Source organism: Halomonas sp. DP8Y7-1 (genome assembly GCF_019801685.1).
Classification (GTDB): domain Bacteria; phylum Pseudomonadota; class Gammaproteobacteria; order Pseudomonadales; family Halomonadaceae; genus Halomonas; species Halomonas litopenaei_A.
Genome location: NZ_JAHVIN010000003.1, coordinates 33,043 through 59,923, shown reverse-complemented (window position 1 = coordinate 59,923; position 26,881 = coordinate 33,043). Strand labels below are relative to the sequence as shown.

General features: G+C 62.8%; 22 protein-coding genes. 15 read left to right on the top strand and 7 right to left on the bottom strand.

Annotated elements, in window-relative coordinates:
* Positions 1 to 185 precede the first annotated feature (185 nt).
* Positions 186 to 1,577, bottom strand: a complete 1,392-nt coding sequence (locus tag KUV41_RS02125; RefSeq protein ID WP_261395883.1) for a glycerophosphodiester phosphodiesterase family protein — start codon at positions 1,575 to 1,577, stop codon at positions 186 to 188.
* A gap of 868 nt (positions 1,578 to 2,445) precedes the next feature.
* On the opposite strand from KUV41_RS02125, the gene leuA reads away from it, so the two are divergent.
* Positions 2,446 to 4,152 (top strand): 2-isopropylmalate synthase, encoded by a 1,707-nt coding sequence (gene leuA, locus KUV41_RS02120; RefSeq protein ID WP_222237508.1) that lies wholly within the window; start codon positions 2,446 to 2,448, stop codon positions 4,150 to 4,152.
* 178 nt (positions 4,153 to 4,330) lie between these two features.
* Here the strand turns inward: leuA and epmB are convergent, their stop codons facing one another.
* Positions 4,331 to 5,368 (bottom strand): EF-P beta-lysylation protein EpmB, encoded by a 1,038-nt coding sequence (gene epmB / locus KUV41_RS02115; protein WP_222483934.1) that lies wholly within the window; start codon positions 5,366 to 5,368, stop codon positions 4,331 to 4,333.
* A gap of 105 nt (positions 5,369 to 5,473) precedes the next feature.
* On the opposite strand from epmB, the gene efp reads away from it, so the two are divergent.
* Positions 5,474 to 6,040 (top strand): elongation factor P, encoded by a 567-nt coding sequence (gene efp / locus KUV41_RS02110; RefSeq protein WP_206940998.1) that lies wholly within the window; start codon positions 5,474 to 5,476, stop codon positions 6,038 to 6,040.
* 123 nt (positions 6,041 to 6,163) lie between these two features.
* Positions 6,164 to 7,135 carry an EF-P lysine aminoacylase EpmA gene (epmA, locus tag KUV41_RS02105; RefSeq protein ID WP_222483933.1) on the top strand — a complete coding sequence of 324 codons (972 nt, stop codon included), beginning with the start codon at positions 6,164 to 6,166 and terminating at the stop codon, positions 7,133 to 7,135.
* 27 nt (positions 7,136 to 7,162) lie between these two features.
* On the opposite strand, the gene asd is transcribed toward epmA, so the two are convergent.
* The 3 genes from asd to rsgA form a co-directional block, all read right to left on the bottom strand.
* Entirely contained in the window at positions 7,163 to 8,092 is a 930-nt protein-coding gene (gene asd, locus KUV41_RS02100; RefSeq protein ID WP_222483932.1) for an archaetidylserine decarboxylase, read from the bottom strand.
* A 107-nt stretch (positions 8,093 to 8,199) separates the two neighbouring features.
* The gene (locus KUV41_RS02095) at positions 8,200 to 9,030 is read right to left on the bottom strand and encodes a sulfurtransferase (protein WP_222483929.1); all 831 of its coding nucleotides are present in this window, start codon (positions 9,028 to 9,030) and stop codon (positions 8,200 to 8,202) included.
* Positions 9,031 to 9,073: 43 nt separating this feature from the next.
* Positions 9,074 to 10,108, bottom strand: a complete 1,035-nt coding sequence (rsgA, locus tag KUV41_RS02090; RefSeq protein WP_222483927.1) for a small ribosomal subunit biogenesis GTPase RsgA — start codon at positions 10,106 to 10,108, stop codon at positions 9,074 to 9,076.
* Positions 10,109 to 10,201: 93 nt separating this feature from the next.
* Here rsgA and orn point away from each other — a divergent pair, with 93 nt between their 5' ends.
* Positions 10,202 to 10,789 carry an oligoribonuclease gene (gene orn, locus KUV41_RS02085; protein ID WP_222483925.1) on the top strand — a complete coding sequence of 196 codons (588 nt, stop codon included), beginning with the start codon at positions 10,202 to 10,204 and terminating at the stop codon, positions 10,787 to 10,789.
* A gap of 80 nt (positions 10,790 to 10,869) precedes the next feature.
* Here orn and queG read toward each other — a convergent pair whose 3' ends face one another.
* Positions 10,870 to 11,970: a tRNA epoxyqueuosine(34) reductase QueG gene (gene queG, locus KUV41_RS02080; protein WP_222483924.1), complete on the bottom strand. Its 1,101-nt coding sequence runs from the start codon at positions 11,968 to 11,970 to the stop codon at positions 10,870 to 10,872.
* A gap of 123 nt (positions 11,971 to 12,093) precedes the next feature.
* Here queG and KUV41_RS02075 point away from each other — a divergent pair, with 123 nt between their 5' ends.
* The 11 genes from KUV41_RS02075 to KUV41_RS02025 all read left to right on the top strand — a co-directional run bounded on the left by KUV41_RS02075 (position 12,094) and on the right by KUV41_RS02025 (position 25,603).
* Positions 12,094 to 13,644 carry an NAD(P)H-hydrate dehydratase gene (locus KUV41_RS02075; RefSeq protein WP_222483923.1) on the top strand — a complete coding sequence of 517 codons (1,551 nt, stop codon included), beginning with the start codon at positions 12,094 to 12,096 and terminating at the stop codon, positions 13,642 to 13,644.
* Positions 13,625 to 14,131 carry a tRNA (adenosine(37)-N6)-threonylcarbamoyltransferase complex ATPase subunit type 1 TsaE gene (gene tsaE / locus KUV41_RS02070; protein ID WP_222483922.1) on the top strand — a complete coding sequence of 169 codons (507 nt, stop codon included), beginning with the start codon at positions 13,625 to 13,627 and terminating at the stop codon, positions 14,129 to 14,131. Before KUV41_RS02075 ends, tsaE begins: the two co-directional genes overlap by 20 nt.
* Positions 14,131 to 15,567, top strand: coding sequence for an N-acetylmuramoyl-L-alanine amidase (locus KUV41_RS02065; protein ID WP_409995516.1), 1,437 nt, complete (start codon positions 14,131 to 14,133; stop codon positions 15,565 to 15,567). Before tsaE ends, KUV41_RS02065 begins: the two co-directional genes overlap by 1 nt.
* Positions 15,564 to 17,702, top strand: a complete 2,139-nt coding sequence (gene mutL / locus KUV41_RS02060) for a DNA mismatch repair endonuclease MutL (RefSeq protein ID WP_222483921.1) — start codon at positions 15,564 to 15,566, stop codon at positions 17,700 to 17,702. The genes KUV41_RS02065 and mutL overlap by 4 nt, the downstream gene beginning before the upstream one ends.
* 11 nt (positions 17,703 to 17,713) lie before the next feature.
* Positions 17,714 to 18,673 carry a tRNA (adenosine(37)-N6)-dimethylallyltransferase MiaA gene (gene miaA / locus KUV41_RS02055; RefSeq protein ID WP_222162855.1) on the top strand — a complete coding sequence of 320 codons (960 nt, stop codon included), beginning with the start codon at positions 17,714 to 17,716 and terminating at the stop codon, positions 18,671 to 18,673.
* A 126-nt stretch (positions 18,674 to 18,799) separates the two neighbouring features.
* The gene (hfq, locus tag KUV41_RS02050) at positions 18,800 to 19,045 is read left to right on the top strand and encodes an RNA chaperone Hfq (RefSeq protein ID WP_045993095.1); all 246 of its coding nucleotides are present in this window, start codon (positions 18,800 to 18,802) and stop codon (positions 19,043 to 19,045) included.
* An 18-nt stretch (positions 19,046 to 19,063) separates the two neighbouring features.
* Entirely contained in the window at positions 19,064 to 20,380 is a 1,317-nt protein-coding gene (hflX, locus tag KUV41_RS02045; protein WP_206940964.1) for a ribosome rescue GTPase HflX, read from the top strand.
* A gap of 156 nt (positions 20,381 to 20,536) precedes the next feature.
* The gene (hflK, locus tag KUV41_RS02040) at positions 20,537 to 21,790 is read left to right on the top strand and encodes an FtsH protease activity modulator HflK (protein WP_222162856.1); all 1,254 of its coding nucleotides are present in this window, start codon (positions 20,537 to 20,539) and stop codon (positions 21,788 to 21,790) included.
* Positions 21,791 to 22,696, top strand: coding sequence for a protease modulator HflC (gene hflC, locus KUV41_RS02035; RefSeq protein WP_222237501.1), 906 nt, complete (start codon positions 21,791 to 21,793; stop codon positions 22,694 to 22,696).
* A 271-nt stretch (positions 22,697 to 22,967) separates the two neighbouring features.
* Complete coding sequence (locus KUV41_RS02030) at positions 22,968 to 24,149, top strand: ATP phosphoribosyltransferase regulatory subunit (RefSeq protein WP_222237500.1); 1,182 nt, start codon at positions 22,968 to 22,970, stop codon at positions 24,147 to 24,149.
* Positions 24,150 to 24,307: 158 nt separating this feature from the next.
* Positions 24,308 to 25,603: an adenylosuccinate synthase gene (locus KUV41_RS02025; RefSeq protein ID WP_206940948.1), complete on the top strand. Its 1,296-nt coding sequence runs from the start codon at positions 24,308 to 24,310 to the stop codon at positions 25,601 to 25,603.
* 329 nt (positions 25,604 to 25,932) lie between these two features.
* Here the strand turns inward: KUV41_RS02025 and KUV41_RS02020 are convergent, their stop codons facing one another.
* Positions 25,933 to 26,835, bottom strand: coding sequence for a LysR family transcriptional regulator (locus KUV41_RS02020; protein WP_222483917.1), 903 nt, complete (start codon positions 26,833 to 26,835; stop codon positions 25,933 to 25,935).
* Positions 26,836 to 26,881: the final 46 nt, after the last annotated feature.

The following is a 26,881-nucleotide window of genomic DNA, read 5'->3' as shown; positions in this document are numbered from 1 at the left end:
GGTGGTCCCCTCGTCTGAGGGGGGCTGGGTACCGCCGATGGGGGAGCGCCGCAGCCAGGCAGGGTCGTTAGGATGGAACCCTCGGAATGGCGTTAGGGGCGCCAACGCCACGGAAGGCGTTCTGGCCGGGTGGCTTGCCACCCGGCCGTTTTTACGTGGTGGGCGCTAATCTTCTTGCCGGGAGCCTATCGCGCCAGCTCGTCCGCCATGCAGTTGGCGTACAGGGTGACCGCCGCGGGCCAGTCCGAGAACACTGCCTTGACGCCGATATCCCTGGCCATGACGTCCAGCGCGACCATCTTGTCGCCATCGTTGTCTACCACGTCATCAATGGTCTGGTGGTACCAGGCGCCATCCCGGGTCAAGGGTGCCGAGCGCTCAAAGGACCAGGCGACCAGTTCAAGTCCCGCCTGCTTGGCCTCTTCGGCGTAGACCGATGGCACGATGGGCTTGTCAGGGTCGTCGCCGGCGGCCAGCAGCATCCACATCGGCGGGGCCAGAATCTTGACGCCCATATCCGCCAGCTCCTGCATGGACGGTTGCCACGTGCTGGGGTCGGTCACGTCAAAGCCTTCCACGTCATAGCGGTCGTCCAGATAGACGGCGGTATCTCTAAACTCGGTGTTGTCGACCCAGTAGCGCACGTCGTCCAGCAGGAATGACTGCGGAAAGACGTCGGCTGGCGCCACGCCTGCCTCGGCGTACTCATCGAGCAGCTTCTGCGCGTAGTCCTGCTGGCTCATGCCGTCGAAGGGCATCTCCACGCTAGGCGTCTTCAGCTCCGGCGTCATCTTGACCCCGAGCTGCTGGAACAGCGCGATGCTTTCGGCATGGCTCATCAGGGTGCCGCGATCGGCGTAGAGCTCTGTGCGCCAGCGGGGGTTGCCAGCCAGATAGGCTTCCAGGGTGTCGGCACTGGTGTCGACGCCATCCATGCGTCCTTCCAGGGTCTTGAACTCGGCCAGGGTGATATCGCTGGTACAACACTGGATATCGCTGGCGTTGCTCAGGGTGCCATCGGCATTGAAGGCTGGCGGCACGCTGCACTGGCTGGCCAGTTCGGTTTCCAGAATGTTGGTGGTGCCATGCAGGTCACACTGGGAGTGGCGGCACACCAGCTCCTTGTCTTCGGTGAAGGCCACGTCACACTCGAGCACCCCTGCACCCATTCTTGCCGCCGCCAGGTAGGACTCTTTCGTGTGCTCCGGGAACATGAGAGGCGCACCGCGATGGCCAATCGAAAAGTCGCTGGGCTCAAGCTGGTCCAGGGACGACGCACACTGCTGAAGTGTGGCCTTGAGCTCGGCGGACTGAGCGTTGTCCTCATCCATGTCGTCGATCAGGAAGTAGGGCCGCGGGCCGACGCTGACCGGTAGAGAGTTCGATGCGCTGGTGGGATCGGATGCTGCCACCGCCGAGGAAGACAGGGACATCGTCAGCAGGCTGATGCCAACGCTCAAGCACAGGGCTGTGCCCAGAACGGCGTGACGGGGCCTGTGGGGACTGCGGTCCTGGGGGGCGATTGGTGTGCGATATCGCGTAATAGCAAGTGGGGTGCTGTGGTTCAGCGCAACCATCTTGTGTCTCCAGCAGTGTAGGAATGACGTGGGGGATTGAATGGCCTTGGGTGCGAGGCGTGGCGTCCCGAAATCGTCCAGATAGGGTGTAGGGACCGTAAAGCCGCGGCCGGGAGACAACCGGTGGCGTGCCGCCTTGTCCGTGGCTTGCGGGCCTATCGGGACCTGTGACCTAACACCTACTCTAGACGCCGTAGAGGACAAATGCGTGACAGTGAGATAGGGCAGCAAATCAGCAGAAAAGCGTCGTTCGCGCGTACCGCTGGCGCCGCTTCTGCGAGGGATGGCAGGGGGCTTGGCCGCTGCGTTGCAGGCAGGGTCATTCAGGCGAATGGTTGACAAGGGCAGCCAAGACTGATTTTCTAGGTGCATGAACATGACACTTCGACTCCTCGACCTACGACTACTACTACTACGCGTGTAAATGCGCGTGGCGATGGCGCCTGCCCTGGCTCTTCCCGAGCCGCCTTCATCGCCTGGAGCTTGTTGCCAAGAGTTAGTCGAATCGAGGTTGAACCATGTTAGTCAGTGTCTCTTACCCCTCCACGAATCGCCCCGGCACCGACCGCCCAGCCCTCGATAGCGTTGGTATGGATCGTCCTGTGATGGATCAGCATGCCCCTGCTCGCTCAGGTGCCTGTGCTCGTCATGAGCCGAGGATCGTCACGGTATGTGTGGGTGCCGATATTGATGTCACTGCGCTACGACTTATGACGCCCCGCTCTCCTTTGGTGAGCGGGGCGTCGCCGTTTATGCCTGGCCACAGCCCATAAGGCGCACGTCAGGCCTGCCAACAATAGCTCGACAATACCGCGAGCAAGATCGTACCAACGATCGCTAGACACAGCCCGTATCCGGAGAATTCGCCATGATGCTCAACGATCCTTCCAGCAAGTACCGTCCCTTCGTCGCCGTGGACCTGCCTGATCGGCAGTGGCCCAACCAGCGTATCGAGGCCGCGCCGAAGTGGTGCAGCGTCGACCTGCGCGACGGTAATCAGGCCTTGATCGATCCGATGGACCAGGAACGCAAGCAGCGTTTCTTTGACCTGCTGCTGAAGATTGGCTTCAAGGAAATCGAAGTGGGTTTCCCGTCAGCGTCCCAGACTGACTTCGACTTCGTGCGCAGCCTGATCGAAGACAACAAGGTGCCGGACGATGTGACCATTCAGGTGCTGACTCAGGCACGTCCGCACTTGATCGAGCGCACCTTCGAGGCCCTGAAGGGCGCCAAGAAGGCTATCGTGCACGTGTACAACGCCACGGATCCGGTATTCCGTCGTGTGGTGTTCAACGTCAACAAGGCCGAGTGCATCCAGATTGCGGTTGACGCCACCACCCAGATTCGCGACCTGATGAAGGCGGCGCCCGACACCCAGTGGACCTTCCAGTATTCACCGGAGCTGTTCACCACCACCGAGATGGACTTTGCTGTCGACGTCGTCAATGCGGTGCGCGAGACCTACGGTGCAAGCGCTGACAACAAGATGATCGTCAACCTGCCGGCGACGGTGGAGTGCGCGACCCCCAATAACTATGCCGACCAGATCGAGTGGTTCTGCCGCAATGTCGAGCACCGTGATCACCTGATCGTCAGTGTGCATCCCCACAATGACCGGGGTACCGGCGTGGCCGCCGCTGAACTGACGGTGATGGCCGGCGCCGACCGGGTCGAAGGCACCCTGTTCGGCAACGGCGAGCGTACCGGTAACGTCGACATCGTCACCCTGGCGATGAACCTCTACACCCAGGGTGTGCATCCGGGGCTCGATTTCTCGAACATCACCCCGATCATGCGCGAGGTCGAGCACTGCAACCAGCTGCCGGTGCATCCGCGCCACCCCTACGTGGGTGATCTGGTGTTCACGGCCTTCTCCGGCTCTCACCAGGACGCCATCAAGAAGGGCATGGCGCTGCGCAAGGAAGATCCGGACAGCGTCTGGGCGGTACCTTACCTGCCCATCGATCCGCTCGACGTGGGCCGCAGCTACGAGGCGGTGATCCGCGTCAACAGCCAGTCCGGCAAGGGCGGCGTCAGCTACCTGCTCGAGCAGGAGCACGGCATCGAACTGCCGCGCCGGCTGTCCATGGAGTTCAGCCTGGTGGTGCAGGAGGTGGCCGATCGGGTCGGCAAGGAGATTACCTCGGCGATGATCTACCAGACCTTCGTCGACGAGTACCTGGCCAAGACCGAGCCCTACAGCCTGGTCAGCCACCGTCTGTCGTCCGAGCCGGACAGTCCGACGGTCATGCTTGAGGCCTGCATCGCCAAGGACGGTCAGCGCCACACCATCAGCGGTGAGGGCAATGGTCCCCTGGCGGCCTTCGTCAAGGCATTGCGCGGTGAGGGCCATGACATCGAAATCATCGATTATCACGAGCACTCCCGTGGCCAGGGCGCCGACGCAGAAGCCATCGCCTACGTTGAAGTGCGGGTGAAGGGAGAAGCCGTGTTTGGGGTTGGTACCGACGAGAGCATCACCAGTGCCTCGATCAAGGGGGTGATGAGCGCGGTGAACCGCTGCCTGTCTACCGAGGAGGTGGCACCCAACGTCACCGCCGATAGCGTGGCCTAAGCCTAAGCGCCGCCAGGCGCGATGACGAGGCCCCCGCCGCAGCTTCCCTGTGGCAGGGGCCTTTTCCTTGGCCCGGGCACTGGCGCCCGGGTGTCATCGATCCCTGTTCCTTGCTCTTCTCCCTTCTCGCTTTCCTCGCTTTCCTCGCTTTCCTTTCCGTTCGCTTTTTCTGTTGTTGTTACAGCGGTGTCTTGCTGGCCTCGCCGGGTATCTCACGCACCAGCGTCGGCATGAGGAAGCCGGGGAGTCGAGTGCGTAGCTCATCGACCAGGGCATCGGCCCGCGGGTCACTGACATCGAAATGGGCGGCGCCGACCACGGGATCGAAGGCATGCAGGTAGTAGGGCAGGATACCCGCCTCGAACAGCCGTTCTGACAAGGCCTCCAGGGCATCGACCGAGTCGTTCACGCCCTTCAGGATCACGCTCTGGTTGAGCAGGGTGACGCCGCTTCGAGCCAGTCGCTGGCAGGCGCGAATCACCGCGTCGTCGATCTCGTTGGCGTGGTTGATATGCAGCACCATCACCTTCTGCAGGCGCGTCTTGCCAAGCCAGTCGAGCAGCGGTCCGTCGACCCGATCGGGGATCACTACCGGCAGGCGGGTGTGCATCCGGAGGCGCTTGAGATGGCTGATGGCGTCCAGCCGTTCGACCAGCCAGGACAGTTGGCGGTCACTGGCGGCCAGGGGATCGCCGCCGGAAAGGATGGCCTCTCGCAGGCTGACATCGTCGCGCAGGTAGTCGAGGGTATCGTCCCACTGAGAGCGTGAAGGCGCATTGTCCTGATAGGGAAAATGGCGACGGAAGCAGTAGCGGCAGTTGACCGCGCAGGCGGGACTGGTGATCAGCAGTACCCGGCCAGCGTACTTGTGGATCAGCCCGCGTCTGGCGGTGTGCTGCGCCTCCTGCAGCGGGTCCGTGACGTAGCCTGATGGCGTCGACTGTTCGTCGGACAGGGGCAGTACCTGGCGCAACAGGGGGTCCTGTGGGTCAGCGTGACGCATTCTGGCGGCAAAGGCCTCGGGCACGCGCACCTCGAACAGGGCGTGGCCGGCCTCGGCGCCAGGCACCAGGCTGGCATCCAGGCCAAGGCGGCGGCATAGCTCGGCAGGGTCGCGAATGGCTCCGGCCAGCTGGCGCTGCCAGCCACCGGGGGCGGGAAGCTCCGGCTCATCCGGGGCAGAGCAATGCAAAAGCGACGGGCTTCGGGTTATCATGCGGGCCATCCATCGATAGGCGCGAGGGGCTGGCCCTCGTGGAATGTCAGTCGTGTGCCGACCGGGGCCGATGGCCGGGACGGGCACCAAAAGGGAACAGATTTCATGGCGAACTATTCTACCAACGAATTCAAGGGCGGTCTGAAGGTGATGCTCGACGGCGACCCCTGCGCCATCGTCGAGAACGAATATGTGAAGCCCGGCAAGGGCCAGGCCTTCAACCGCGTCAAGCTGCGCAACCTGATGACTGGCCGCGTGTGGGAGCGTACCTTCAAGTCCGGCGACTCCCTGGAAAGCGCCGATGTCATGGATCTGGACATGGAGTACCTGTACACCGACGGTGACATGTGGCACTTCATGAAGACCGATGGTTCCTTCGAGCAGTATGCGGTGGAGAAGAAGGCACTGGGTGACAGCGACAAGTGGCTCAAAGAGCAGGTGGTTTACACCATCACCCTGTGGAATGACAACGCCATCTCCGTTACCCCGCCCAACTTCATCGAGCTGGAAGTGGTCGAGACCGATCCGGGCCTGAAGGGCGATACGGCCCAGGGCGGTTCCAAGCCGGCGACGCTGTCCTCTGGTGCGGTGGTCCGCGTGCCGCTGTTCATCAACCAGGGCGAAGTGCTGAAGATCGATACCCGCAAGGGCGAGTACGTCTCCCGCGCCTGAGGCGGGGCGAACGCCGTCGATCGACAGCAGCGATCGATTGCAGTGATCGATTGCAGTGATCGATAGCTAAACGAGGGCCACGCGATCGCGTGGCCCTTCGTCTTTTACCCAAGGTAGGCAAGCATGAACGATTGGCAACCTTCCGCCACGCTAGACACGCTGCGGCGCCGTGCGGCTCTTCTGGCAAGGGTGCGTGCGTTCTTTACCGAGCGTGATGTGCTGGAAGTGGAGACGCCTATCCTGGGGCATGCCGGCAGTACCGATGTGCACCTGGCCTCGTTGTCCTGCCAGGCCCGCACTCCCGCGGGTGCTGAAACGCTGTGGCTGCAGACATCACCAGAATTCCATATGAAGCGTTTGCTGGCGGCAGGGGCAGGCCCTGTCTTCCAGATTGCCCGCAGCTTCCGTGATGGTGAAGTCGGGCGGCGTCATAACATCGAATTCAGCATGCTGGAGTGGTATCGCCCTGGCTGGTCACTGGATCAACTGATCGAGGAGACCCAGCAGCTGATTCGCACCCTGCTGCCTGGCGATCCTGGCCCTACCCGTCGTCACCGCTACCGGGCGCTGTTTGCACGTGAGCTGTCGATTGATCCCTTCGTGGTCGAGCTGGATGCACTGCGCAGGCTGGCCTCCGCGACCGGCGGACTGGACATGAGCACGGCGGAGCGCGATGACTGCCTGGACCTGCTGATGAGCCTGGTCATCGAGCCGACGCTTGGCCGCAACGGCATCGATGTGGTGCTGGACTATCCGGCGAGCCAGGCAGCCCTGGCCAGGCGCCATCGGGATCCCGAGGATGGCGCCTGGGTCGCCTCACGCTTCGAGGTGTACCTGCAGGGACTCGAACTGGCCAACGGCTACGATGAGCTGACTGATGCTCAGGAGCAGCGAGCGCGCTTTGCCGAAGACAATCGCGCTCGAGCCCAGGCGGGCTTGCCGGAGGTGGATGTCGACCAGCGCCTGTTGGCGGCCCTGGAGGCCGGTATGCCCGAGGGCAGCGGTGTAGCCCTGGGCCTCGACCGGCTGATTCAGCTGGCGCTCGGCAAGTCACGTATTGATGAGGTCATGGCCTTTGCCACGCCCCGGTGCTGACCGGGGCCACTGCCACTTCCCCTGGTGTCATTCAGCGTCGTCTGTTGCCGCGCCGGGCTGGTCCTCTGCCTTCGCCTCGCTGGCATCTTCCGGTGCTGGAGTTGCCTGCTGGCCGGGGTGTGCCCCCAGGCGCTGACCCATGCGAACCGCTACGGCGTTGCCCCCTTTGCCGTGCAGGGCGTCGAAGTCGACCTTTTCGGCAAAGGCCATCACCACCGTGGAGCCCAGCTTGAAACGCCCCATTTCCGCACCTTTTTCCAGATGTACCGGGCGGTCGAAGCGTATGCGTTCGACTCGGCCGGACTGAGGCGTAACCTGGCCTGCCCAAACGGTCTCGATGGCGGCGACGATCATCGCTCCGACCAGGACCATCACCATCGGCCCCTGCTCGGTATCGAAATGACAAACCAGGCGCTCGTTGCGTGCAAACAGGCCAGGCACGTGGCGGGTGGTAGCGTCATTGACCGAGAACAGCCGTCCGGGGACGTAGACCATCTCGGTCAGGGTGCCCGCCAGCGGCATGTGCACGCGATGGTAGTCCTTGGGAGACAGATACACGGTGGCGAAGCTACCGTCCTGATAGCGCGCTGCGGACAGCGGATCGCCCCCCAGCAGCTCGGAGACGCTGAAGCGATGCCCCTTGGCCTGCACCAGGCGACCACGATCAATGGCGCCCCACTGTGACAGCGTGCCGTCGGCGGGACACAGCAGACCATCTTCCAGCGGGCGAGCGTCGGCGGTCAGCGCTCGGGTGAAGAAGGCATTGAAGCTTGGGTAGACACCAGGATCGCTCTCGACGGCCTGGCTCATGTCGACGTTGAAGCGCTTGATGAAGGCACGGATCAACAGGTTCTTGAGCCAGCCGATACGGCAGTCGGCGAGACGACCCACCAGCCTGGACAGCAGGTGTTGGGGGATCGGGTACTGGATCAGGGCAAACAGCTTGGCGAGGGTCACGAAATGACGGCTCCGGATAAACGGGTTGGAACAGGCTCAGGCCACCGTGGCGGTGAGCCTGAGCGTGTGAGACGTGCGGGTGGCTCTGGCGCAATGAGGCGGCGGCGTCAGCCCTCGATCGGCGTATCGTCGCGGTTGCCCCATTCCTTCCATGAGCCGGGATAGGCGCGGATGCGCTCGAAGCCCAGTGCCTTGGCCACCAGCCAGGTAAAGCCGCTGCGGTGATGGCTCTGACAGTGAGTGACCACTTCCATGTCTGGCGTGATGCCCATGGCGTCCAACTCGGTGATCAGCTCCGCATAGTCGCGCAGACGAAGTGAACGCTCACGATCCATGGCATCCGTCCACTCCATGTTGACCGCACCGGGCAGGTGACCACGGCGCTTGTTGTCGCCTTTGGTGCCCTCGAACTCGCCCACGGAGCGGGCATCCCAGATAGCGAAGTGGTCGCTGCCCAGTCGCTCCTGTAGCTCGAGCCGGTCAATGGCGACCTCGGGGTTAAGGATCTCGGCCTGGTAGTCGGAGGCGGTGGCGGCGTGCTCCTCGGTGGACTGGGGCAGCCCCTCGGCTCGCCAGGCATGAATCCCACCATTGAGATAGGAGTAGCGGCGATGGCCGATCAGCTCAAGCGTCCACAGCAGGCGCCCGGCCCAGCCACCCCCTTCGTCGTCGTAGGCCACCACGTGGGTGTCGCGGGTCAGCCCGAGCGACGAGAACAGGGCTGACAAGGCCTCAACGTCGGGTACGTCGTTGGGCACGTCGCCACTGCCTTTCAGCAGTCGGCGGTGGTCCAGGAAGATCGCCCCTGGGACATGGCCCTGGGCGTAGCTGTCGGCCTTGAGCGGTACGTCGATCACCAGGATATCCTCGTGATCCAGCACGCCCGCCAGGTCCTCTGGCTCGGCGATCAGGGGCAGCAGATTGTCTTCTGAGCTCATGGGGGTCTCCTTCTGGATCATCCTGACGATAGCGGCGGCGGATTTAGGTCGGGCTATCCAGACTATCGACGATGCGACGATAACTGGCAAAGCGATCGGGGTGAATAGCGCCAGCATCGACAGCATCGAGCAGCGCACAGCCCGGTTCCTGCCGGTGGCGACAATCGCGGAAGCGACACAGGCCGAGGTAGGGGGCGAACTCGATAAAGCCCTCGGTCACCTGGCGCTCGTCCAGGTGCGTCAAGCCAAACTCGCGAATACCGGGGGAGTCGATCAGCTCTCCCGCGGCAAGGCTGTCGCTGGGTGGCGGAAGGCGATAGAGCTGGGCCGTTGTGGTGGTGTGCCGGCCCTTGCGAGAGTCCTCGGAGAGGGCGCCGATACGCAGCTCCTCATCCGGTAGCAGCCGATCGATCAGCGAGGACTTGCCAACCCCGCTTTGCCCGACAAATACGGAGGTGCGGTCGGCGAGCTGAGCATACAGGTCGTCCAGTCCACCCGCATGAGCGGTGGTCGTGGCGACCACCTGATAGCCAATATGGCGGTAGCGGTCGAGCAGCGCGCGCAGCTCACCGCCTTGCTCGGGCAGCAGATCGGTCTTGTTGAGAACCAGCACCGGCGTAATGCCGGTGGCTTCGGCGGCGACCAGGTAGCGGTCGATGAGACCGGCGTGGGGCTCGGGCTCTACCGCGAAGACGATCAGGATCTGGTCGATGTTGGCGGCCACCGGCTTCAGCAGCCCGCGCATGTCCGGGCGCTCAAGCACATTGTCGCGCTCGCCCCTGGCGACCACCACACCGCTACCGTCCTCGCCGGCGCGCCAGATGACACGGTCTCCGGTGACCAACCCCTCGAGGTTGGCTCGCAGATGGCAGCGAGTCGTGGTATCACCGGCCCGCTCAGCGACATCCAGCGTGCGTCCGAAGTGAGCAATCACTCGGCCGTCGCGTTCCGCGCCGTATTCGCCAGCCGCCAACTTCTCGTCGTCCCGCCCAGCCTTCTTGGCGGCTCGCTCGGCACGTTCGGCCTGGATCTTCTCGATGCGCCAGCGTTGCTGACGGCTCAACTTGCGTTTGCTCATGAGCACCTGATGGTCGGTACAATGGGCGGCATTGTACCTACCCGGACGCCCCCTGTCCCGACAGCGGGCGCCCTACGACGCAAGGAAACGATCATGGCTGATGCATCTGCCGCACAGGCTCCCACCACACCGCGAAGCGATCTGCTGATCTGGATTGACCTGGAAATGACCGGATTGGATCCGCAGCGAGAGCGGATCATCGAGGTGGCGACGCTGATCACCGATGGCGATCTCAATGTCATCGCTGAGGGGCCTGTCATCGCGGTCAACCAGAGTGAGGCGCTGCTGGCCGGCATGGACGAGTGGAATACCCGCACCCACGGTGAGTCCGGGCTGGTGGAGCGCGTGCGCAAGAGCACCGTCGACACCGCCGGGGCCGAACGCCAGACGCTGGCCTTTCTGGCGGCCCATGTCGCCCCGGGCAGCTCGCCAATGTGCGGCAATTCGATCCACCAGGATCGGCGATTTCTGGAGCGTGAAATGCCCGAACTCTGGGCCTTTTTCCACTACCGCAACCTGGATGTCTCGACCCTCAAGGAACTGGCCAAGCGCTGGAACCCCGAGGCCCTTGAAGGATTCTCCAAGCGCAACGTGCACCTGGCCATGGATGACATCAAGGAATCCATCGCGGAGCTTGCGCACTATCGCAAGACCTTCCTCAAGGCGGACGTCAACAACTGAACCGCTCAGGGGGCTTTGACGACGCCGGCGTGATTCGCTGGTGTGCTCGGCCAACCACAAGGGCGTGCCAGCGGCACGGGTTACTGGGTCGGAATCAGCGCTGGGCGTTGACGGCGCTGACGATCCAGCGCCCAGCGCACATGCTCGCGCACCAGCTCGGAGGGGTAGGCTAGGCGCACCAGTAGCGCACTTTCGATGGCGGAACTCCATGGCGCATTGCCAAGCCCCACGGCCAGGTTGCGCAGCCAGCGTTCGTAGCCGATGCGGCGAATCGGGCTGCCGGCGGTACGCTCGAGAAACTCCTCCTCGCTCCAGCCGAACAGGCTCAGTAGCGAGACCCTGTCGAGGTCATGGCGCGGGGCGAAGTCCGTTTCGTGGCTGACTCGGGTGAAGCGGGTGAACGGACAGACCAGCTGGCAGTCATCGCAGCCAAACACCCGGTTGCCCATATTGGCCCGAAAGCGTTCAGGAATGGCACCGTGGAGCTCGATGGTCAGGTAGGAAATACAGGCCCGGGCGTCGACCACCTTGTCGTCGACGATGGCGCCAGTGGGACAGGCGCTGCGGCAGGCGCTGCAGCTGCCACAGTGCTCCTGCTCGAAGGGCGCGTCCAGCGGTAGCGGCAGGTCGGTATACAGCTCGCCCAGAAAGAACATCGACCCCGCCTTGGGGTTGAGCAGCATGGCGTTCTTGCCGAACCAGCCCAGACCTGCCTTGCGGGCCAGGGCACGCTCCATCACCGGGGCTGAGTCGACAAAGGCGCGATAACCGAAGGTGCCGACTTCTGCTTCGATCATCTTCGCCAGGCGCTGCAGGCGCTTGCGCATCAGCTTGTGGTAGTCGCGCCCGGTCGCATAGCGTGACACGTAGGCTCGGTCAGGCTGGCCAAGCACCTTGGTGGTCTCGACCTCCGGCGGCAGGTAGTCCAGGCGTACACTGATAACGCGGATGGTTCCCGGCTCCAGTTCCGCAGGCCGGGTACGCTTGGTACCGTGCTTGGCCATGAAGCCCATTTCGCCGTGGTAGCCAGCCGCCAGCCAGCGCTCCAGATAGGCCTCGTCTTCGCTGAGGTCCACATCGGTGATACCGAGCTGCTGAAATCCCAGCTCGCGCCCCCAGGTGCGGATGCGGGCTGCCAGCTCGTGAAAATCGACGTCGGCGCGCGGAGACGATGCGGACATGAATGAGGACAACCCTGGCAAGATGGCGTAGCGGCGGGCCACCGAGCTTTGCTCAGCACGGGAACCGCTTAGACTGGAAGAAGGGTCGCCATGGTAAAGCATCCGGATCGTAGGGAGAACCGCATGGATAACGTCGACGTCGGCACGCCTGAGCCAGGTCAGACGCCGCTGTACACCGCCGAACAGGTACGTGAGCTCGACCGGCGTGCGATTGCCGGAGAAACGGACGGCTTTGCCTTGATGCATCGCGCCTCCGGTGTCGCCTGGCGCTGGTTGAAGGCGCGCTGGCCAGCCACCAAGTCGCTGAGCGTGCTGTGTGGCGGCGGTAACAACGGTGGCGATGGTCATGTACTGGCAGCCTTGGCGGCCACCGAGGGGCGCCAGGTGCAGCGGGTGTCGATGTGTCCACGTGGGCAGCTGAAAGGAGACGCCTTGCGTGCGGCGCAAATGGCAGATGATGCCGGCGTGGCCTTTGTTGAATGGAGTGACGAGCTCTTTGTGGACGGTGAGGTAGTGGTCGATGCGCTGTTGGGCACCGGCTTTACCGGACAGCTCAGGGCCGACTACGCCGCTTGCATTGCCGCGATCAATGCCAGTGGGCGGCCGGTGCTGGCGGTGGATATTCCGTCGGGAATTACCGCCGATGGTGGTGCCGAGCCGAGTCTCGCCGTCAAGGCAGTGATGACCGTCACCTTTATCGGCGACAAGCTGGGCCTGCACACTGGCCGCGGCGCGGCGTTGGCCGGCGAGGTGATCGTGGAGCCCCTTGGTGTCGATGCGCTAGCTCATGACGACATAGAGCCGACCGCCTGGCGCCTGCAGTCCGGCCTGATCGAGTCGGCGCTGCCGCCGAGAGAGCGTGACATGCACAAGGGCGCTGCGGGCTTCGCCGGCATCTTCGGCGGTGCGCCTGGCCTGGGCGGTGCTGCGCTACTGGCGGCACAGTGCTGTGCCCGTGTCGGAGCGGGCAGAGTGCTGCTGGCGACAGCTCCCGAGCATGTCGGTGCCAGTCTGGTGCGCTGTCCTGAGGTGATGGCGCGGGGTGTGACCCATGCCAGTGAACTGGACGAACTGTTGGAGCGCTTGACGGTGCTGGCGGTAGGCCCTGGGCTTGGCCAGGGCAGCTGGGGCCAGTCGGTGCTGCAGACCGCGCTGGGGCGCTCCATTCCGCTGATCCTGGATGCCGATGCGCTTAATCTGCTGGTCTCGCGCTTCTCCGGTCAGCGCCGCGATGACTGGATATTGACGCCGCATCCGGGGGAGGCAGCACGCCTGCTCGGGTGCAGCGTGGCCGAGATTGAAGCGGATCGCCCGGGTGCCGCACGGGCCCTGCGTGAACGCTGGGGCGGGGTGGTCGTGCTCAAGGGGGCCGGCACCCTGATCGCTGGTCCCCAGGGACTCGCGCTGTGTCCCTTCGGCAACCCCGGCATGGCCAGTGGCGGCATGGGCGACACGCTGACCGGCATCATCGCTGGCCTGGTTGCCCAGGGTCCCTCGCTCGATTGGTCACTCGAGCGTGCCGCGAGAGTGGGAGTGCTGGTGCATGCCCTGGCCGGGGATATGGCAGCGCGAGAGGGCGGCGAGCGTGGTCTGTTGGCCAGCGATCTGGCATCCTGTGCACGAAAATTAGTCAATCCGACGATGGGCGAGGAAGATGCAGCTGCGACTCGATGATGAAGACCGCCAGGTCGCACTGGGGGAATGCCTGGGACGGGCCCTGGATGGGCGTGGGCGAGTCCACCTGTCGGGAGAGCTTGGTGCCGGCAAGACCACGCTGGCACGTGGTGTGCTGCGCGCCTACGGCCATCAAGGCGCGGTGAAGAGTCCGACTTACACGCTGGTAGAACCCTACGAGCTGGCGCTGCGTGAGGAGCCTCTTACCCTCTATCACTTCGATCTGTATCGCCTTGGCGATCCTGAAGAGCTGGAATTTATTGGTGGCAGGGACCTGTTCGCCGAGGGCAACCTGTGCCTGGTCGAATGGGCCGAGCGCGGTGAAGGCTGGCTGACCCCGCCGGACCTGGAGGTGGCGTTGAGCCACGCGGAGCCCCGGGGGCGCCGGGCCCACATCAGCGCGCTGACCGCCTATGGCAGCGAGGTGCTCGAACGCCTGGCGCAGCAGATCAGCGGTGACGTGCGGTTGGCAGGGGGCATGGCATGATGCGTCAGCTGTTGACTCTGGTTGGGGGGCTGGGGCTTGCCGTGGTCTGCGCGGCGACCCATGCCGCCAGCGTCGATAACATGCGTCTATGGGCGGCGCCGGACCATTCGCGTCTGGTGTTTGACCTGTCTGCCGCGGCCACCGCCAATGTATTCGAGCTCGACAACCCGCGCCGGCTGGTCATCGACCTGGGGGATACCAGCCTGGCGGCCGATCCCAACAGCATGGACCTGTCGAACAGCGCGATCAGCGCTGTGCGCACCGGCGTGCGCGAAGGCAACGATCTGCGCGTGGTGCTTGAATTGAGCCGCGCCATCGAGCCACGTCACTTCTCGCTGGCGCCGAACAATCAGTATGGCCACCGCCTGGTGGTGGATCTCGAATATCCGGGCGAAAGTGCGGTGGAAGACCCCATCGACCCGATCGAGTCGATGATCCGTGAGCAGGAAATCGCCGCGGAACGTGCCAAGACCGTAGCGGTGGCGGAAGGGCGCGATCCGGTGGCCGCTGCGCCGGTGGTGGATGCCGCCCAGCCGCACCCCAAGCGTGACATTATCATCGCGGTGGACGCAGGCCACGGCGGCGAGGATCCTGGCGCGATGGGCCCCAGTGGCACCCGCGAGAAAGATGTCGTGCTGCAGATGGCGGATCGCCTGGCCCGCCAGTTCAACGACACTCCCGGCTTCAAGGCGGTGATGATTCGTGACGGCGATTACTACGTCGGACTGCGCCAGCGCACCTTGATCGCCCGGGAGCAGAAAGCGGACTTCTTTGTGTCGATTCATGCCGATGCCTTCAATAGCCCCAGGCCCCATGGCAGCTCGGTGTTTGCGCTGTCCCAGAGTGGCGCGACGTCGGAGACGGCGAAGTGGCTGGCCGCTGCCGAGAACCGTTCAGACCTCATCGGCGGTGTCGATGGCAGCCTGTCGCTGGATGACAAGGACCAGGTGCTGCGTGGGGTACTGCTGGACCTGACCATGACAGCGACGCTGAATGATTCGCTGACGATCGGCGATGAGGTGCTGAGCCGTATTGGTCGCATCAACGACCTTCACAAGCCTCGCGTCGAGCAGGCTGGCTTCGTGGTGCTGAAGTCGCCGGACATCCCCTCGCTGCTGGTGGAGACAGGCTTCATCTCCAACCCGGAAGAAGAGCGGCGACTGCGGGATGGCGCCTACCAGCAGCGCATGATGAGCGCTGTCTTTGGCGGGATCCGCGCGCACTTCGAGCGTAACCCGCCGCCGGCCAGCCTGCTGGCCTGGCAGCGTGACCAGGGGCGCTCGACGGCGTCCAACGAGTACCGTATTCAGCCCGGCGACACTCTGTCGGCCATCGCCTCGCGTCATGGCGTGGCGTTGAATGCGCTCAAGCAGGTCAATGAGCTGTCTGGCGACGTGATTCGTGTGGGGCAGGTATTGAGGATTCCCAGTTCATGAATGATCCCCAGCACGTATCCAGCAACGATGTCGGCCGCCGTGGTGTTCAGGACGAGACCCCGGGCGCTGGGCATCGCTTGAGCAACCCGGAGGCACAGCAGGATGCTCGCCGGCGTATTCAGATCCTCGATCCGCGACTGGCGAACCAGATTGCCGCCGGTGAGGTGGTCGAGCGGCCAGCGTCCGTGGTCAAGGAACTGATCGAGAACGCCATCGATGCGGGAAGCTCGCGTATCGAAGTGGATATCGAGTCGGGCGGTGCGCGGCTGATCCGCATTCGCGACAATGGTTCCGGCATCGGGGAAGACGATCTGCCGCTGGCGCTGTCGCGGCATGCCACCAGCAAGATTCTTTCGCTGGAAGAGCTGGAAGGCGTGGCCAGCCTGGGATTCCGGGGGGAGGCGCTGGCATCGATCAGCTCGGTGTCACGGCTCGAGCTGACCTCGAATGTACAGGACGACCCCCAGGGTGGCTGGCGTGTGGTGGCTGAGGGCCGCCGCATGGAACCCCGCGTGACACCGGCGCCGCACCCCAGGGGGACATCGGTCGCGGTGCGGGATCTGTTCTTCAATACGCCGGCCCGGCGCAAGTTCCTGCGCACCGAGAAAACCGAATTCAATCATGTGGAAGAGGCGTTTCGGCGTCAGGCGTTATCGCGCTTTGATATCGGCTGGACGCTTCGCCACAACCAGAAGACGATCCACCAGTTGCCGGTGGCACGGGACGATCACTCGGTGGAGCGACGCCTGTCCTCGCTATTGGGCAAGAACTTTCTGGACAACGCCCTGACCCTTGATATTGCCACCGGCAGTCTCAGGCTGTGGGGCTGGGTTGGCTTGCCGACCCACTCGCGGGCCCAGGCGGATCAGCAGTACTTCTTCGTCAATGGACGTGTGGTGCGAGACCGTCTGGTGGCTCACGCCATTCGCCAGGCCTACCGCGACGTCCTGTTCAACGGCCGTCATCCGGTGTTCGTGCTGTATCTCGACGTCGACCCGACCGTGGTGGACGTCAATGTTCACCCGACCAAGCACGAAGTGCGTTTTCGCGACGGTCGCATGGTGCACGATTTTCTGTTCTCGAGCTTGCATCGCGCGCTGGGAGAAGCTCGTGCTGGCCAGCGCGAAGGAGGCGTCGAGGGACACGACCAGGGCTACGCCAAGCGCGATGATGGCCTGGACGTTGACCCGGAGACCGGCGAGATTCGCGAACCAGCTGCGGCATCCTCCCAGGCCAGGTCAGCCGAGGCGTCGTCGCCCTCCTGGCAGCAGCAGCCCATGGCGCTGCACCCGCGCAGGGAAGAGGGAGAGTCGAACGTGACCCCGGATCGGGTGCGGGCGTTCATGGACGGTTATCGCAAGCTCCATCCCGAGCATGAAGAGAGCCTGTTGAACCCGCAGCCTGGTGCCCCAGGCGCAGGGGGGATGGCCGCCGAGACAGCGCTGGCCGAAAGGCGCAGGCCTGAACCGATCAGCATGCCTCGCGACGGCCAGGTCGCCGGACAGCATGGGATGAACGCCCCGCAGATGCCCGAGGAAGACGCCACCCAGGCGCCGCCGCTGGGCTATGCCATGGCGCAGCTGCACGGTATCTACATTCTGGCGCAGAACGCCCAGGGGCTGGTGCTGGTGGACATGCACGCCGCCCATGAGCGGATTGTCTACGAACGCATGAAGACCCAGGTGCACGGTGGGGCGCTGGATGCCCAGCCACTGCTGGTGCCGGTATCACTGGCGGTCAGCGGGGCCGAGGCGGAGACCGCGGAGCGAGAGCGTGACGCCTTTGTACGACTGGGGGTGGAGCTGGATGCCGCCGGTCCTGAGACCCTGCTGGTACGCCAGGTGCCGGCGCTGCTGGCCGATGCGGATGTCGAGCCGCTGGTGCGTGAAATGCTGTCTGACCTGGAGCGCTATGGCCGCTCGGACAGGATCGAGGCGCATATCAACGAAATGCTGTCGACCATGGCCTGCCACGGTAGCGTGCGCGCCAATCGTCAGCTCACCGTCGCCGAGATGAATGCGCTGCTGCGGGACATGGAGCGCACTGAGCGCAGCGGTCAGTGCAATCACGGCCGTCCCACCTGGACCCAGATGAGCCTCAAGGATCTGGACAAGCTGTTCCTGCGAGGCCAATGATGAGCAAGGACATGGCCGCAGAAGCGGCCGCGACAGTGGATCAGCGGCCGCTGGCAGTGCTGCTGATGGGCCCCACCGCGGCGGGCAAGACCGACCTGGCCATCGACATTCGCGAGCGTCTCGACGGAGAGATCATCAGCGTCGATTCGGCCATGATCTACCGCGACATGGATATCGGGTCGGCCAAGCCGTCTGCGCAGGAGCTGGCGCGGGCGCCGCACCGCCTGATCGACATCTGTGACCCTGCCGAGTCTTACTCCGCGGCGCAGTTTCGCGACGATGCCCTGGCCGAAATGCACGATATCGCGGCCCACGGCAAGCTGCCGCTGCTGGTGGGTGGCACCATGATGTACTACAAGCGCCTGGTCGAGGGCGTGGCCAACTTGCCGGCGGCGGACGACGAGGTGCGACGCCAGCTGCAGCAAGACGCTGAGCGTGAGGGGCTGGAGGCGTTGCATCGGCGTCTGGCTGAGGTGGACCCGGCCTCGGCGGCGCGGATCCATCCCAACGACCCTCAGCGTTTGATGCGTGCCCTGGAGGTCTACGCGTTGGCGGGTCGGCCAATGAGTGAGCTGTGGCGTGAACAGCGCCGTGAAACCTTTCCTTTTCGGCTGTTGTCCATAGGTCTCGCTCCTGCCGACCGTTCGGTGCTGCACCAGCGAATCGAGCGCCGTTTTTCGCTCATGCTGGATGCGGGCTTCCTCGACGAAGTCGCCGCCTTGAAGGCACGAGGAGACCTGTCGCTGTCGATGCCTTCGATGAAGAGCGTCGGCTACCGTCAGGCCTGGCAGTACCTGGACGGCGAATTTGATCGTGACACCTTCGTCCACCGGGGCGTCGTCGCAACCCGTCAATTGGCCAAGCGTCAATTGACCTGGCTGCGGAGTTGGCCTGAACTGACATGGGTGGATCCGCTGGCGGGCAAGCCCGCCGAGCGGCTCCTGAAACTCGTGCGCAGCGCTGGGACTTAGCGTAAGATAACGATTTCGTGTGGCCGCTTTCAGGGTCCCGCAGAATACTGTGATGTCCGTCGCCTTGAAGGCAGGAGCGGGCGCCACCATAACCTAAAACCCTAAGACACCTTCAGGGAGAGCAACATGTCCAAAGGGCAGTCCCTTCAAGACCCGTACCTGAACATTCTGCGCAAGGAGCGCATTCCGGTATCGATTTTCCTGGTCAACGGCATCAAGCTCCAGGGCCAGATCGAATCCTTTGACCAATTTGTCATCCTGCTGCGCAACACCGTCAGCCAGATGGTGTACAAGCACGCTATCTCCACGGTGGTGCCGTCACGCAACGTGCGTCTGCCGGCCCAGGATCCTGCGGCGCAGCCGGAGAGCTGATATTTCGTGAGGTATTGATTGTTTTTTGAACGTCCCGACGCCGGTGAAACGGCGGTACTCGTCCACATTGATTTTCAGGACGAGAAGGAGCGCGAAGATCCCGGTGAGTTCCACGAGCTGGTGAGGTCTGCGGGTGCCGAGCCCGCGACGCTCGTCACCGGCTCGCGGAAGCGTCCTGACCCCAAGAGTTTCGTGGGGTCGGGCAAGCTGGAGGAGATCGGCGAGGCCTTGGCAGTGCACAAGGCGGAACTGGTGATCTTCAATCACGCGCTCAGCCCCTCTCAGGAGCGTAACGTCGAGCAGGCACTCAAGTGCCGGGTGCTCGATCGTACGGGCCTGATCCTTGATATCTTCGCTCAGCGCGCGCGTACCCATGAAGGCAAGCTGCAGGTGGAGCTGGCCCAGCTGGAGTACATGTCCACGCGCCTGGTGCGAGGCTGGACGCACCTTGAGCGTCAGAAAGGGGGTATCGGCCTGCGTGGCCCGGGTGAGACCCAGCTCGAGACTGACCGTCGCCTGTTGCGGGCACGGATCAAGTCGATTCACAAGCGGCTGGACAAGGTGCGCAGTCAGCGCACGCAAAATCGGCGGGCACGTTCTCGTGCGGAAATCCCGAGCGTCTCGCTTGTGGGTTATACCAACGCCGGTAAATCAACGCTTTTCAACAGCTTGACGGCGTCCGAGGTCTATGCGGCGGACCAGCTGTTCGCTACTCTCGACCCTACGCTGCGGCGCTTGAACGTCGAGGACGTGGGGCCGGTGGTACTGGCGGACACGGTCGGCTTTATCCGGCACCTGCCGCACAAGCTGGTTGAAGCCTTCCAGGCCACCCTGCAGGAGGCCGCCGAGGCCAGCCTGCTGGTGCATGTCATCGACTCGGCGGACCCGGATCGCGAGCTCAACGTCACCCAGGTGGACGCCGTGCTCGACGAGATTGGTGCGCTGGATGTGCCGTCACTGAAGGTGATGAACAAGATTGACCTGTTCGACAGCTCGCCGCGCATCGAGCGTGATGAGCATGGTGTGCCTCAGACCGTATGGCTGTCTGCCCAGAAGGGGTTGGGGCTGGACCTGTTGACGCAGGCCCTGACCGAGCGATTGGCTGAGGACATCATCGACTTTTCCCTGACCCTGACGCCGGAGCAGGGCAAGCTGCGCGCCGCCTTGCACGAGGTGAACGCGGTGCGGGAAGAGTCCTTCGATGAACAGGGCAGGACTCAGCTGGAGATTCGCTTGCCGCGGCGCGATTTCAATCAGTTGATGGCTCGCCTGGGTGAGCGTGTTAATGATTACCTTCCCGACGCACTCAAGGAGCGTGACGTCTGGGAAGCGTGAACCGATCCGTCAGACGGGTCGGCTAGAGCGTCGCCCGGATGGCGACGCCACAAGGGAAACGCTGGATGGACGTCGAGCGCAGAGGTCTGTGCAGCGTGACCCAAGGATCGCAATCGATGCGCCTCGTGACGCGGGGGCACAGAGTGGAGACGACGTATGGCCTGGAATGAGCCTGGTGGCGGCAACGGCAACCAGCACGATCCCTGGAGTGGCGGGGGGCGTCGAGGCGGCAATGGTGGCGGTAACCGCGGCGGTGACAACCGTGGCGGCGATAACCAGGGACCACCTGATCTGGATGAAGCCCTGAAGAAGTTTCAGGACAAGCTCAATGGCATGCTGGGTGGCCGAGGCGGCAAGCGTGGCGGTGGCAGCGGTGGCAAGGGCGGCGGCAATCGTCCGCGCAACACCTTTGCGCTGCCGGGCCTGCTGATCGTTATCGGTCTGGCTGTCTGGGCGGCCAGTGGCTTCTATCTGGTAGACCAGTCCGAGCGTGGCGTGGTTCTGCGCTTCGGCAAGTTCCAGGAAGTCGTGACGCCGGGTCTGCAGTGGAATCCGCCGTTGATCGACGATGTGCGCATGGTCAACGTGACCCGCGTGCGCTCTGTCAGCCAGACCCAGTCCATGCTGACACAAGACGAAAATATCGTGTCCGTGGAAATGTCGGCCCAGTACCAGGTCGCAGATCCCCGCGATTACGTGCTGAACGTGCGTGATCCGGAGCTGTCGCTGGAAAATGCCCTCGACTCGGCCCTGCGCCATGTGGTCGGCGGCACCGACATGATCGACATCCTGACCTCCGGTCGTGAGATTCTCGGCAGCGCCGTGGCCAGTCGTCTGCAGACCTACCTGGACAACTATGGCACGGGTATTCGTCTGGTGACCTTGAACGTCGAGTCCACCTCGCCCCCCGATGCGGTGCAGGATGCCTTCGATGACGTTATCCGGGCGCGTGAGGATCGTCAGCGTACGATCAACCAGGCCATGGCCTACGCCAATGCCATCATCCCGGAAGCACAGGGTCAGGCGCAGCGTATCGTGGAGCAGGGCCAGGGCTATCGTGAGTCGGTGGTTGCCGAGGCCCGCGGTCAGGCGAACCGTTTCACGGCATTGCTGACCCAATATCGTGATGCGCCAGAGATCATGCGTGAGCGCCTGTATCTCGACACCATCTCCGAGGTGCTCGGCCAGACCAGCAAGGTACTAGTGGACGTCGATCAGAACAGTCCGTTGATGGTACTGCCGATGGACCGCCTTGGTCGTGGCGGCAGCAGCCAGTCCTCATCCGAAAGCGCCAGCTCGCTCGATCCGCAGGTGCTGGAGCGCCTTCGCGCCGAGAGCGGCTCTTCGAGCGCCAATTCAAGTTCCAGTCGCAGCGGCCGCGACAGTGGTATTCAGCGGGAGGGTCGCTAAATGATCAATAACCGATCCCTGCTCATCGTCGGTGGCCTGGCCGCCGTGGCCTGGCTAGCCAGCAACAGCCTGTACGTGGTCGACGAGACCGAACGTGCGGTCAAGCTGCGCTTCGGTGAAGTCATCGAGGAAAACATTCAGCCGGGTCTGCACTTCAAGGTGCCGATCACCCAGACCATCCGCAAGTTCGATACCCGGGTGCTGACGCTGGATACTGATGCCAGCCGCTATCTGACCCAGGAACAGAAGGCGGTGATCGTGGATTCCTACGTGAAGTGGCAGGTGGTCAACCCCACCCGCTACTACGAGGCGACGGCAGGGGATGAGCTGATGGCGGTGCGCCTGATTCAGCCCCGTGTCGACGAGAGCCTGCGTAACGAATTCGGTCAGCTGAATCTGCAGCAGATCATCTCTGAAAAGCGTGATGAGCTGATGTCTGGCCCCACCGAAGAGCTCGATACCCTGATGCAGGACGAGCTGGGTGTTGCCATTCTCGACGTTCGCGTGAAGCGTATCGATCTGCCGGAGGATGTGTCTTCCGCGGTGTACGATCGCATGCGCTCCGAGCGTGAGCGCGAGGCGCGGGAATGGCGCGCTCAGGGTCAGGAAGAGTCCGAGCGTATTCGCGCCAACGCCGATCGTCGCCGTCAGGTGCTGCTGGCCCAGGCCAACGAGCGTGCCGAGACACTGCGCGGTGAAGGTGACGCTGAAGCCGCCGCGATCTACTCCCAGGCATATCAGGGCGACACCGAGTTCTACCGCTTCTGGCGCAGCCTCAATGCCTACCGTGATTCCTTCGCGGAAGGCGAGGGCAACATGATGGTGCTGGACCCGTCCAGTGACTTCTTCCGTTACCTGAAAAGCGCCAATCCCGATGCTGGCAGTACGCCTCGGGTGGTGAACTAGATCAGATGGCTGCGACTCGCAGGGGCGAAAGACGCCCCTGTGGGGTTCAACTGGCGGCCAAACGTGATAGAATCCGTCAACCGGGCGTGGCCCGGTTTTTTTGTGGCCGACATTCCCCGACATCGCTGAGTTCAACGCGTTCGCCTGCACGCCGAAGTCCTTGATTCTTGTCCCAAGACGAATCACCGGAATTCACCTGTGCGCGAGGTTTGGCGTGCGTGCGGGACAAGCAAAACGTCACAGCAAGATATCGACCAGGCAGGATATCGACATGACCATCGCTGACCGCTGGCTTCTGCCCGACGGCATGGACGAGGTGCTTCCTCCTCAGGCCAGCCGGATGGAGGAGCTGCGCCGGGCGCTGCTCGACCTCTTTCATCTCTGGGGCTACGACCAGGTGATGCCGCCTCCCGTGGAGTTTCTCGACTCCCTGTTGACGGGTACCGGCACGGACCTGGATCTCCAGACCTTCAAGCTTACCGACCAGCTCACCGGCCGCATGATGGGGGTGACGGCGGACGTCACGCCACAGGTCGCGCGGATCGACGCGCACTCGCTGAAACGCGAGGGGCCGGTACGCCTTTGCTATTGCACCAATGTGCTGCGCGCCAAGGCCGACAAGCATCAGGGCGGACGTAGCCCGGTGCAGGTCGGTGTCGAGCTGTTCGGCAGTGCCAGCCTGGCCGCTGACCTCGAGATTCTGCGCCTGGCGCTGGAAAGCCTGGAGGCCTCGGGTGCCGGTGAAGTTCACCTGGCGCTGGGCCATGTGGGTATCTACCGTAATCTAGTGGAAGTGGCTGGCTTGGATGCGGAGGCGGAGTATGCGATTTCCGCGGCCTTGGCGCTCAAGTCACCCGGTCAGCTGGAGGCCGAGGTCGCGCGCACCGTCAGCGATCCGGCGCTGGCCACCATGTTTCGTACCCTCGGCGAATTGCACGGCGGCCCCGAGGTCCTCGACCAGGCCCGCGAAGCCTTTGCCGAGGCGCCACAGGCCGTCAATGATGCCCTCGACAAGCTCTATGACCTATACCAGGGCGTGCAGCGCGAGCATCCCGAGGTAGACTGCTACTTTGATCTGGCTGAGCTGCGTGGCTATCAGTACCACACGGGCATGATGTTTGCCGCGTATGTGCCGGGATATGGTCAGGCACTGGCCAAGGGCGGTCGCTATGACGATACCGGTCGTGCCTTTGGCCGCGCCCGTCCGGCGACAGGCTTCTCCATGGACCTCAAGCTGCTGGCTACCCTGGCCACCAAGGATCCGGCCGGAGATAGCGTGTGGGCGCCTGCTGATGAGGGCGCTCCAGGGCTCGACGAGGCGGTACAGAAGCTTAGGCGACAGGGCCGCCGCGTGATCCAGGGCCTGCCGGGACAGCGTGCTCCAGGGCACGACTGCAGCGAGCAGCTGGTCGCTAGAGGACAGGAGTGGGTGCTAGAACCCCTCACCACGTAACGCCAGAGTAAGGTGATGCCTTCTCACGAAGGCCGAATCGGGGCGCCGGGGTCTGGCGCTGACACCGACAGTGGCGCCACGCAAACGCTGTCTCCAGTCGCGATTCGCGAACTGTGCAGTGTTTCCCCAAGGCGCAACCAAGAGAGACGAGAAGAGCAATGGGCAAGAACGTAGTCGTACTGGGTACCCAATGGGGCGATGAGGGCAAGGGCAAGGTCGTTGACCTGCTGACCGAATCTGCCTCCGCCGTGGTGCGTTTTCAAGGCGGTCACAATGCCGGCCATACGCTGGTGATCGACGGTGAGAAAACGGTCCTCCACCTGATTCCGTCCGGCGTTCTGCGCGAAGACAAGACCTGCGTCATCGGCAACGGCGTGGTGCTGTCTCCTGAAGCGCTGATCAAGGAAATCCGTGAGCTCGAGAGCAAGGGCGTGCCCGTGCGCGAGCGTCTGCGCCTGTCGCCAGCCTGTCCGCTGATCCTCGACTACCATGTGCGTCTTGACCAGGCCCGCGAGAAAGCGCGCGGCATCGCCAAGATCGGCACCACCGGTCGCGGCATTGGTCCGGCCTACGAAGACAAGGTTGCCCGTCGCGGTCTGCGCCTGGGTGATATGCTGCACCGCGAGCGGTTTGCCTCCAAGCTGGGCGAAGTGCTGGACTATCACAACTTCGTGCTGACCAAGTATCACGGTGAAGAGCCGGTGGACTTCCAGGCGACGCTCGAGAGCGCCATGCAGATGGCTGAAGAGCTGCGTCCGATGGTGGCCGACACCGTCAGCCTGGTGCACGACCTGCGCAAGGATGGCGAAAACATCCTGTTCGAGGGCGCCCAGGGCTCGCTGCTGGACATCGACCACGGCACCTACCCCTACGTCACCAGCTCCAACACCACCGCGGGTGGAACGGCCACCGGCTCCGGCGTTGGTCCGCTGTACCTGGACTACGTGCTGGGTATCACCAAGGCCTACACGACTCGCGTGGGTTCCGGTCCCTTCCCGACCGAGCTGTTCGATGAGCATGGCCGTCACCTGGCCGAGAAGGGCCACGAGTTTGGTGCGACCACCGGTCGTGCCCGTCGTTGCGGCTGGTTTGACGCCGTGGCCCTGCGCCATGCGGTACAGATCAACTCCGTCTCCGGCATCTGCCTGACCAAGCTGGACGTGCTCGATGGCCTCGAGAACATCCGTGTCTGCGTCGGCTACCGCAGCAAGGACGGCGACGTGCTCGACAACCCGGTGGACTCCGAGGGCTACGAGGCCGTCGAACCGGTCTACCAGGACCTGCCCGGCTGGAGCGAGTCCACCCTCGGCGTCAAACGCGTCGAAGACCTGCCCAGTGCTGCTCGTGCTTACATCAGCTTCCTCGAGGAGCAGGTCGGTACCTCTATCGACATCATCTCCACCGGCCCGGATCGCAACGAGACCATCGTCCTGCGTAATCCTTTCGGGGCATAAGCAGCAAGACCGTAAAAGGCCGGCAATGATGCCGGCCTTTTTTTGTTTTTGGGTATCCGAGTGGGCTGGTTGAGAGCATTCCAGCAAGCGGTCGAATCTATCTCATACTTCCCAGTTGGCTCGATTAATAGCGCTTGGTATCGTTATCAAAGGCCGCCGTAAGGCGCATACCTTGAAATCTCGGATATGCGGCATAGCCGGTTGTCCTCTTTGCGGTTCAACCCGCTATCATGAAAGTGTTTAGCGGGTGTAGTGGTTGTCACCTTCTATACATTGGTTATCCAGTTGGAGGGGGAGTGAACGCTCAGTCAAAGCATGGAACTATTCCGTCACTCTGGTAAGTGAGTGGCCTTCTGCTTCCCCAGCCTTTCAATCAAAAAATCCATAAAACAACGAGTCTTAGCTGGCAGTAGTCGAGTCTCTGTGAGGCCATACACGGGAATAGAGTCTCCTTGCCACGATGGAAGTATTCGTTTGAGTCGTCCTGCCGAGACATCCTCAGCCACTAGCTGCTCTGGCATTAGAATGATACCCATACCCAAAACGGCAAGCTGTCGTATCATCCCCATATTATTGATAGAAAACCGACTATTGCCGAGTTGAACAACCCTGCTTTCTGACTGGCTGTACAAGGTCCAAGTATTGGCCTTAAGTATTCCTAAGCACGCATGATCCCCAAGGTCATTTGGGGATGTTGGCACTTCACATCGTTCTAAATAGTGAGGTGATGCATAGAGATGGGTGGCTAGTTGTGCGATGAGACGCGCTACTAATTGCGAATCTTTTAATTGACCAGTTCGTATCGCTATGTCGAAAGGATCACTAATTAAATCAACTGCTCTCGGACTAATATCAAAATCAAAAGTAATACTAGGGTAAAGGTTTGCGAATTCCGCGATCAAAGGTGAAAGGTAGGAGATGGCGAAGTCTACCGGCAATGATGCCCGCAACACTCCGCTAGGCTGCTCAAGCATTCCCCCTAGTTGTTCATGTGCCAGTCGAGCTTCATCGATGATCCGCCGGCAGCGTTCATAATAACTCATTCCGGCTTCTGTCAGTTCTACTTTCCGTGTTGTTCTGTGTAGCAAGCGCAAGCCTATGGCTTTCTCTAACTCGCTTACCCGGCGAGAAATTGTTGGATTGGGTACTCCAGTGGCTTCGGATGCACGGCGAAAGCTCTTTGCCTTGGCGACTTCCACGAAAAGCGCCATATCGTTGAGGTTTGGAATCATTGCTTCACCGGTGGAGCAGAGTTCTTTAAAAATAGTTATTTATTTC

Excerpts from the sequence above, each read along its gene's own strand:
- KUV41_RS02125 (WP_261395883.1), bottom strand. The coding sequence starts at position 1,577 with ATGGTTGCGCTGAACCACAGCACCCCACTTGCTATTACGCGATATCGC.
- leuA (WP_222237508.1), top strand. The coding sequence starts at position 2,446 with ATGATGCTCAACGATCCTTCCAGCAAGTACCGTCCCTTCGTCGCCGTG.
- epmB (WP_222483934.1), bottom strand. The coding sequence starts at position 5,368 with ATGATAACCCGAAGCCCGTCGCTTTTGCATTGCTCTGCCCCGGATGAG.
- efp (WP_206940998.1), top strand. The coding sequence starts at position 5,474 with ATGGCGAACTATTCTACCAACGAATTCAAGGGCGGTCTGAAGGTGATG.
- epmA (WP_222483933.1), top strand. The coding sequence starts at position 6,164 with ATGAACGATTGGCAACCTTCCGCCACGCTAGACACGCTGCGGCGCCGT.
- KUV41_RS02095 (WP_222483929.1), bottom strand. The coding sequence starts at position 9,030 with ATGAGCTCAGAAGACAATCTGCTGCCCCTGATCGCCGAGCCAGAGGAC.
- rsgA (WP_222483927.1), bottom strand. The coding sequence starts at position 10,108 with ATGAGCAAACGCAAGTTGAGCCGTCAGCAACGCTGGCGCATCGAGAAG.
- orn (WP_222483925.1), top strand. The coding sequence starts at position 10,202 with ATGGCTGATGCATCTGCCGCACAGGCTCCCACCACACCGCGAAGCGAT.
- queG (WP_222483924.1), bottom strand. The coding sequence starts at position 11,970 with ATGTCCGCATCGTCTCCGCGCGCCGACGTCGATTTTCACGAGCTGGCA.
- KUV41_RS02075 (WP_222483923.1), top strand. The coding sequence starts at position 12,094 with ATGGATAACGTCGACGTCGGCACGCCTGAGCCAGGTCAGACGCCGCTG.
- tsaE (WP_222483922.1), top strand. The coding sequence starts at position 13,625 with ATGCAGCTGCGACTCGATGATGAAGACCGCCAGGTCGCACTGGGGGAA.
- KUV41_RS02065 (WP_409995516.1), top strand. The coding sequence starts at position 14,131 with ATGCGTCAGCTGTTGACTCTGGTTGGGGGGCTGGGGCTTGCCGTGGTC.
- mutL (WP_222483921.1), top strand. The coding sequence starts at position 15,564 with ATGAATGATCCCCAGCACGTATCCAGCAACGATGTCGGCCGCCGTGGT.
- miaA (WP_222162855.1), top strand. The coding sequence starts at position 17,714 with ATGGCCGCAGAAGCGGCCGCGACAGTGGATCAGCGGCCGCTGGCAGTG.
- hfq (WP_045993095.1), top strand. The coding sequence starts at position 18,800 with ATGTCCAAAGGGCAGTCCCTTCAAGACCCGTACCTGAACATTCTGCGC.
- hflK (WP_222162856.1), top strand. The coding sequence starts at position 20,537 with ATGGCCTGGAATGAGCCTGGTGGCGGCAACGGCAACCAGCACGATCCC.
- hflC (WP_222237501.1), top strand. The coding sequence starts at position 21,791 with ATGATCAATAACCGATCCCTGCTCATCGTCGGTGGCCTGGCCGCCGTG.
- KUV41_RS02030 (WP_222237500.1), top strand. The coding sequence starts at position 22,968 with ATGACCATCGCTGACCGCTGGCTTCTGCCCGACGGCATGGACGAGGTG.
- KUV41_RS02025 (WP_206940948.1), top strand. The coding sequence starts at position 24,308 with ATGGGCAAGAACGTAGTCGTACTGGGTACCCAATGGGGCGATGAGGGC.
- KUV41_RS02020 (WP_222483917.1), bottom strand. The coding sequence starts at position 26,835 with ATGATTCCAAACCTCAACGATATGGCGCTTTTCGTGGAAGTCGCCAAG.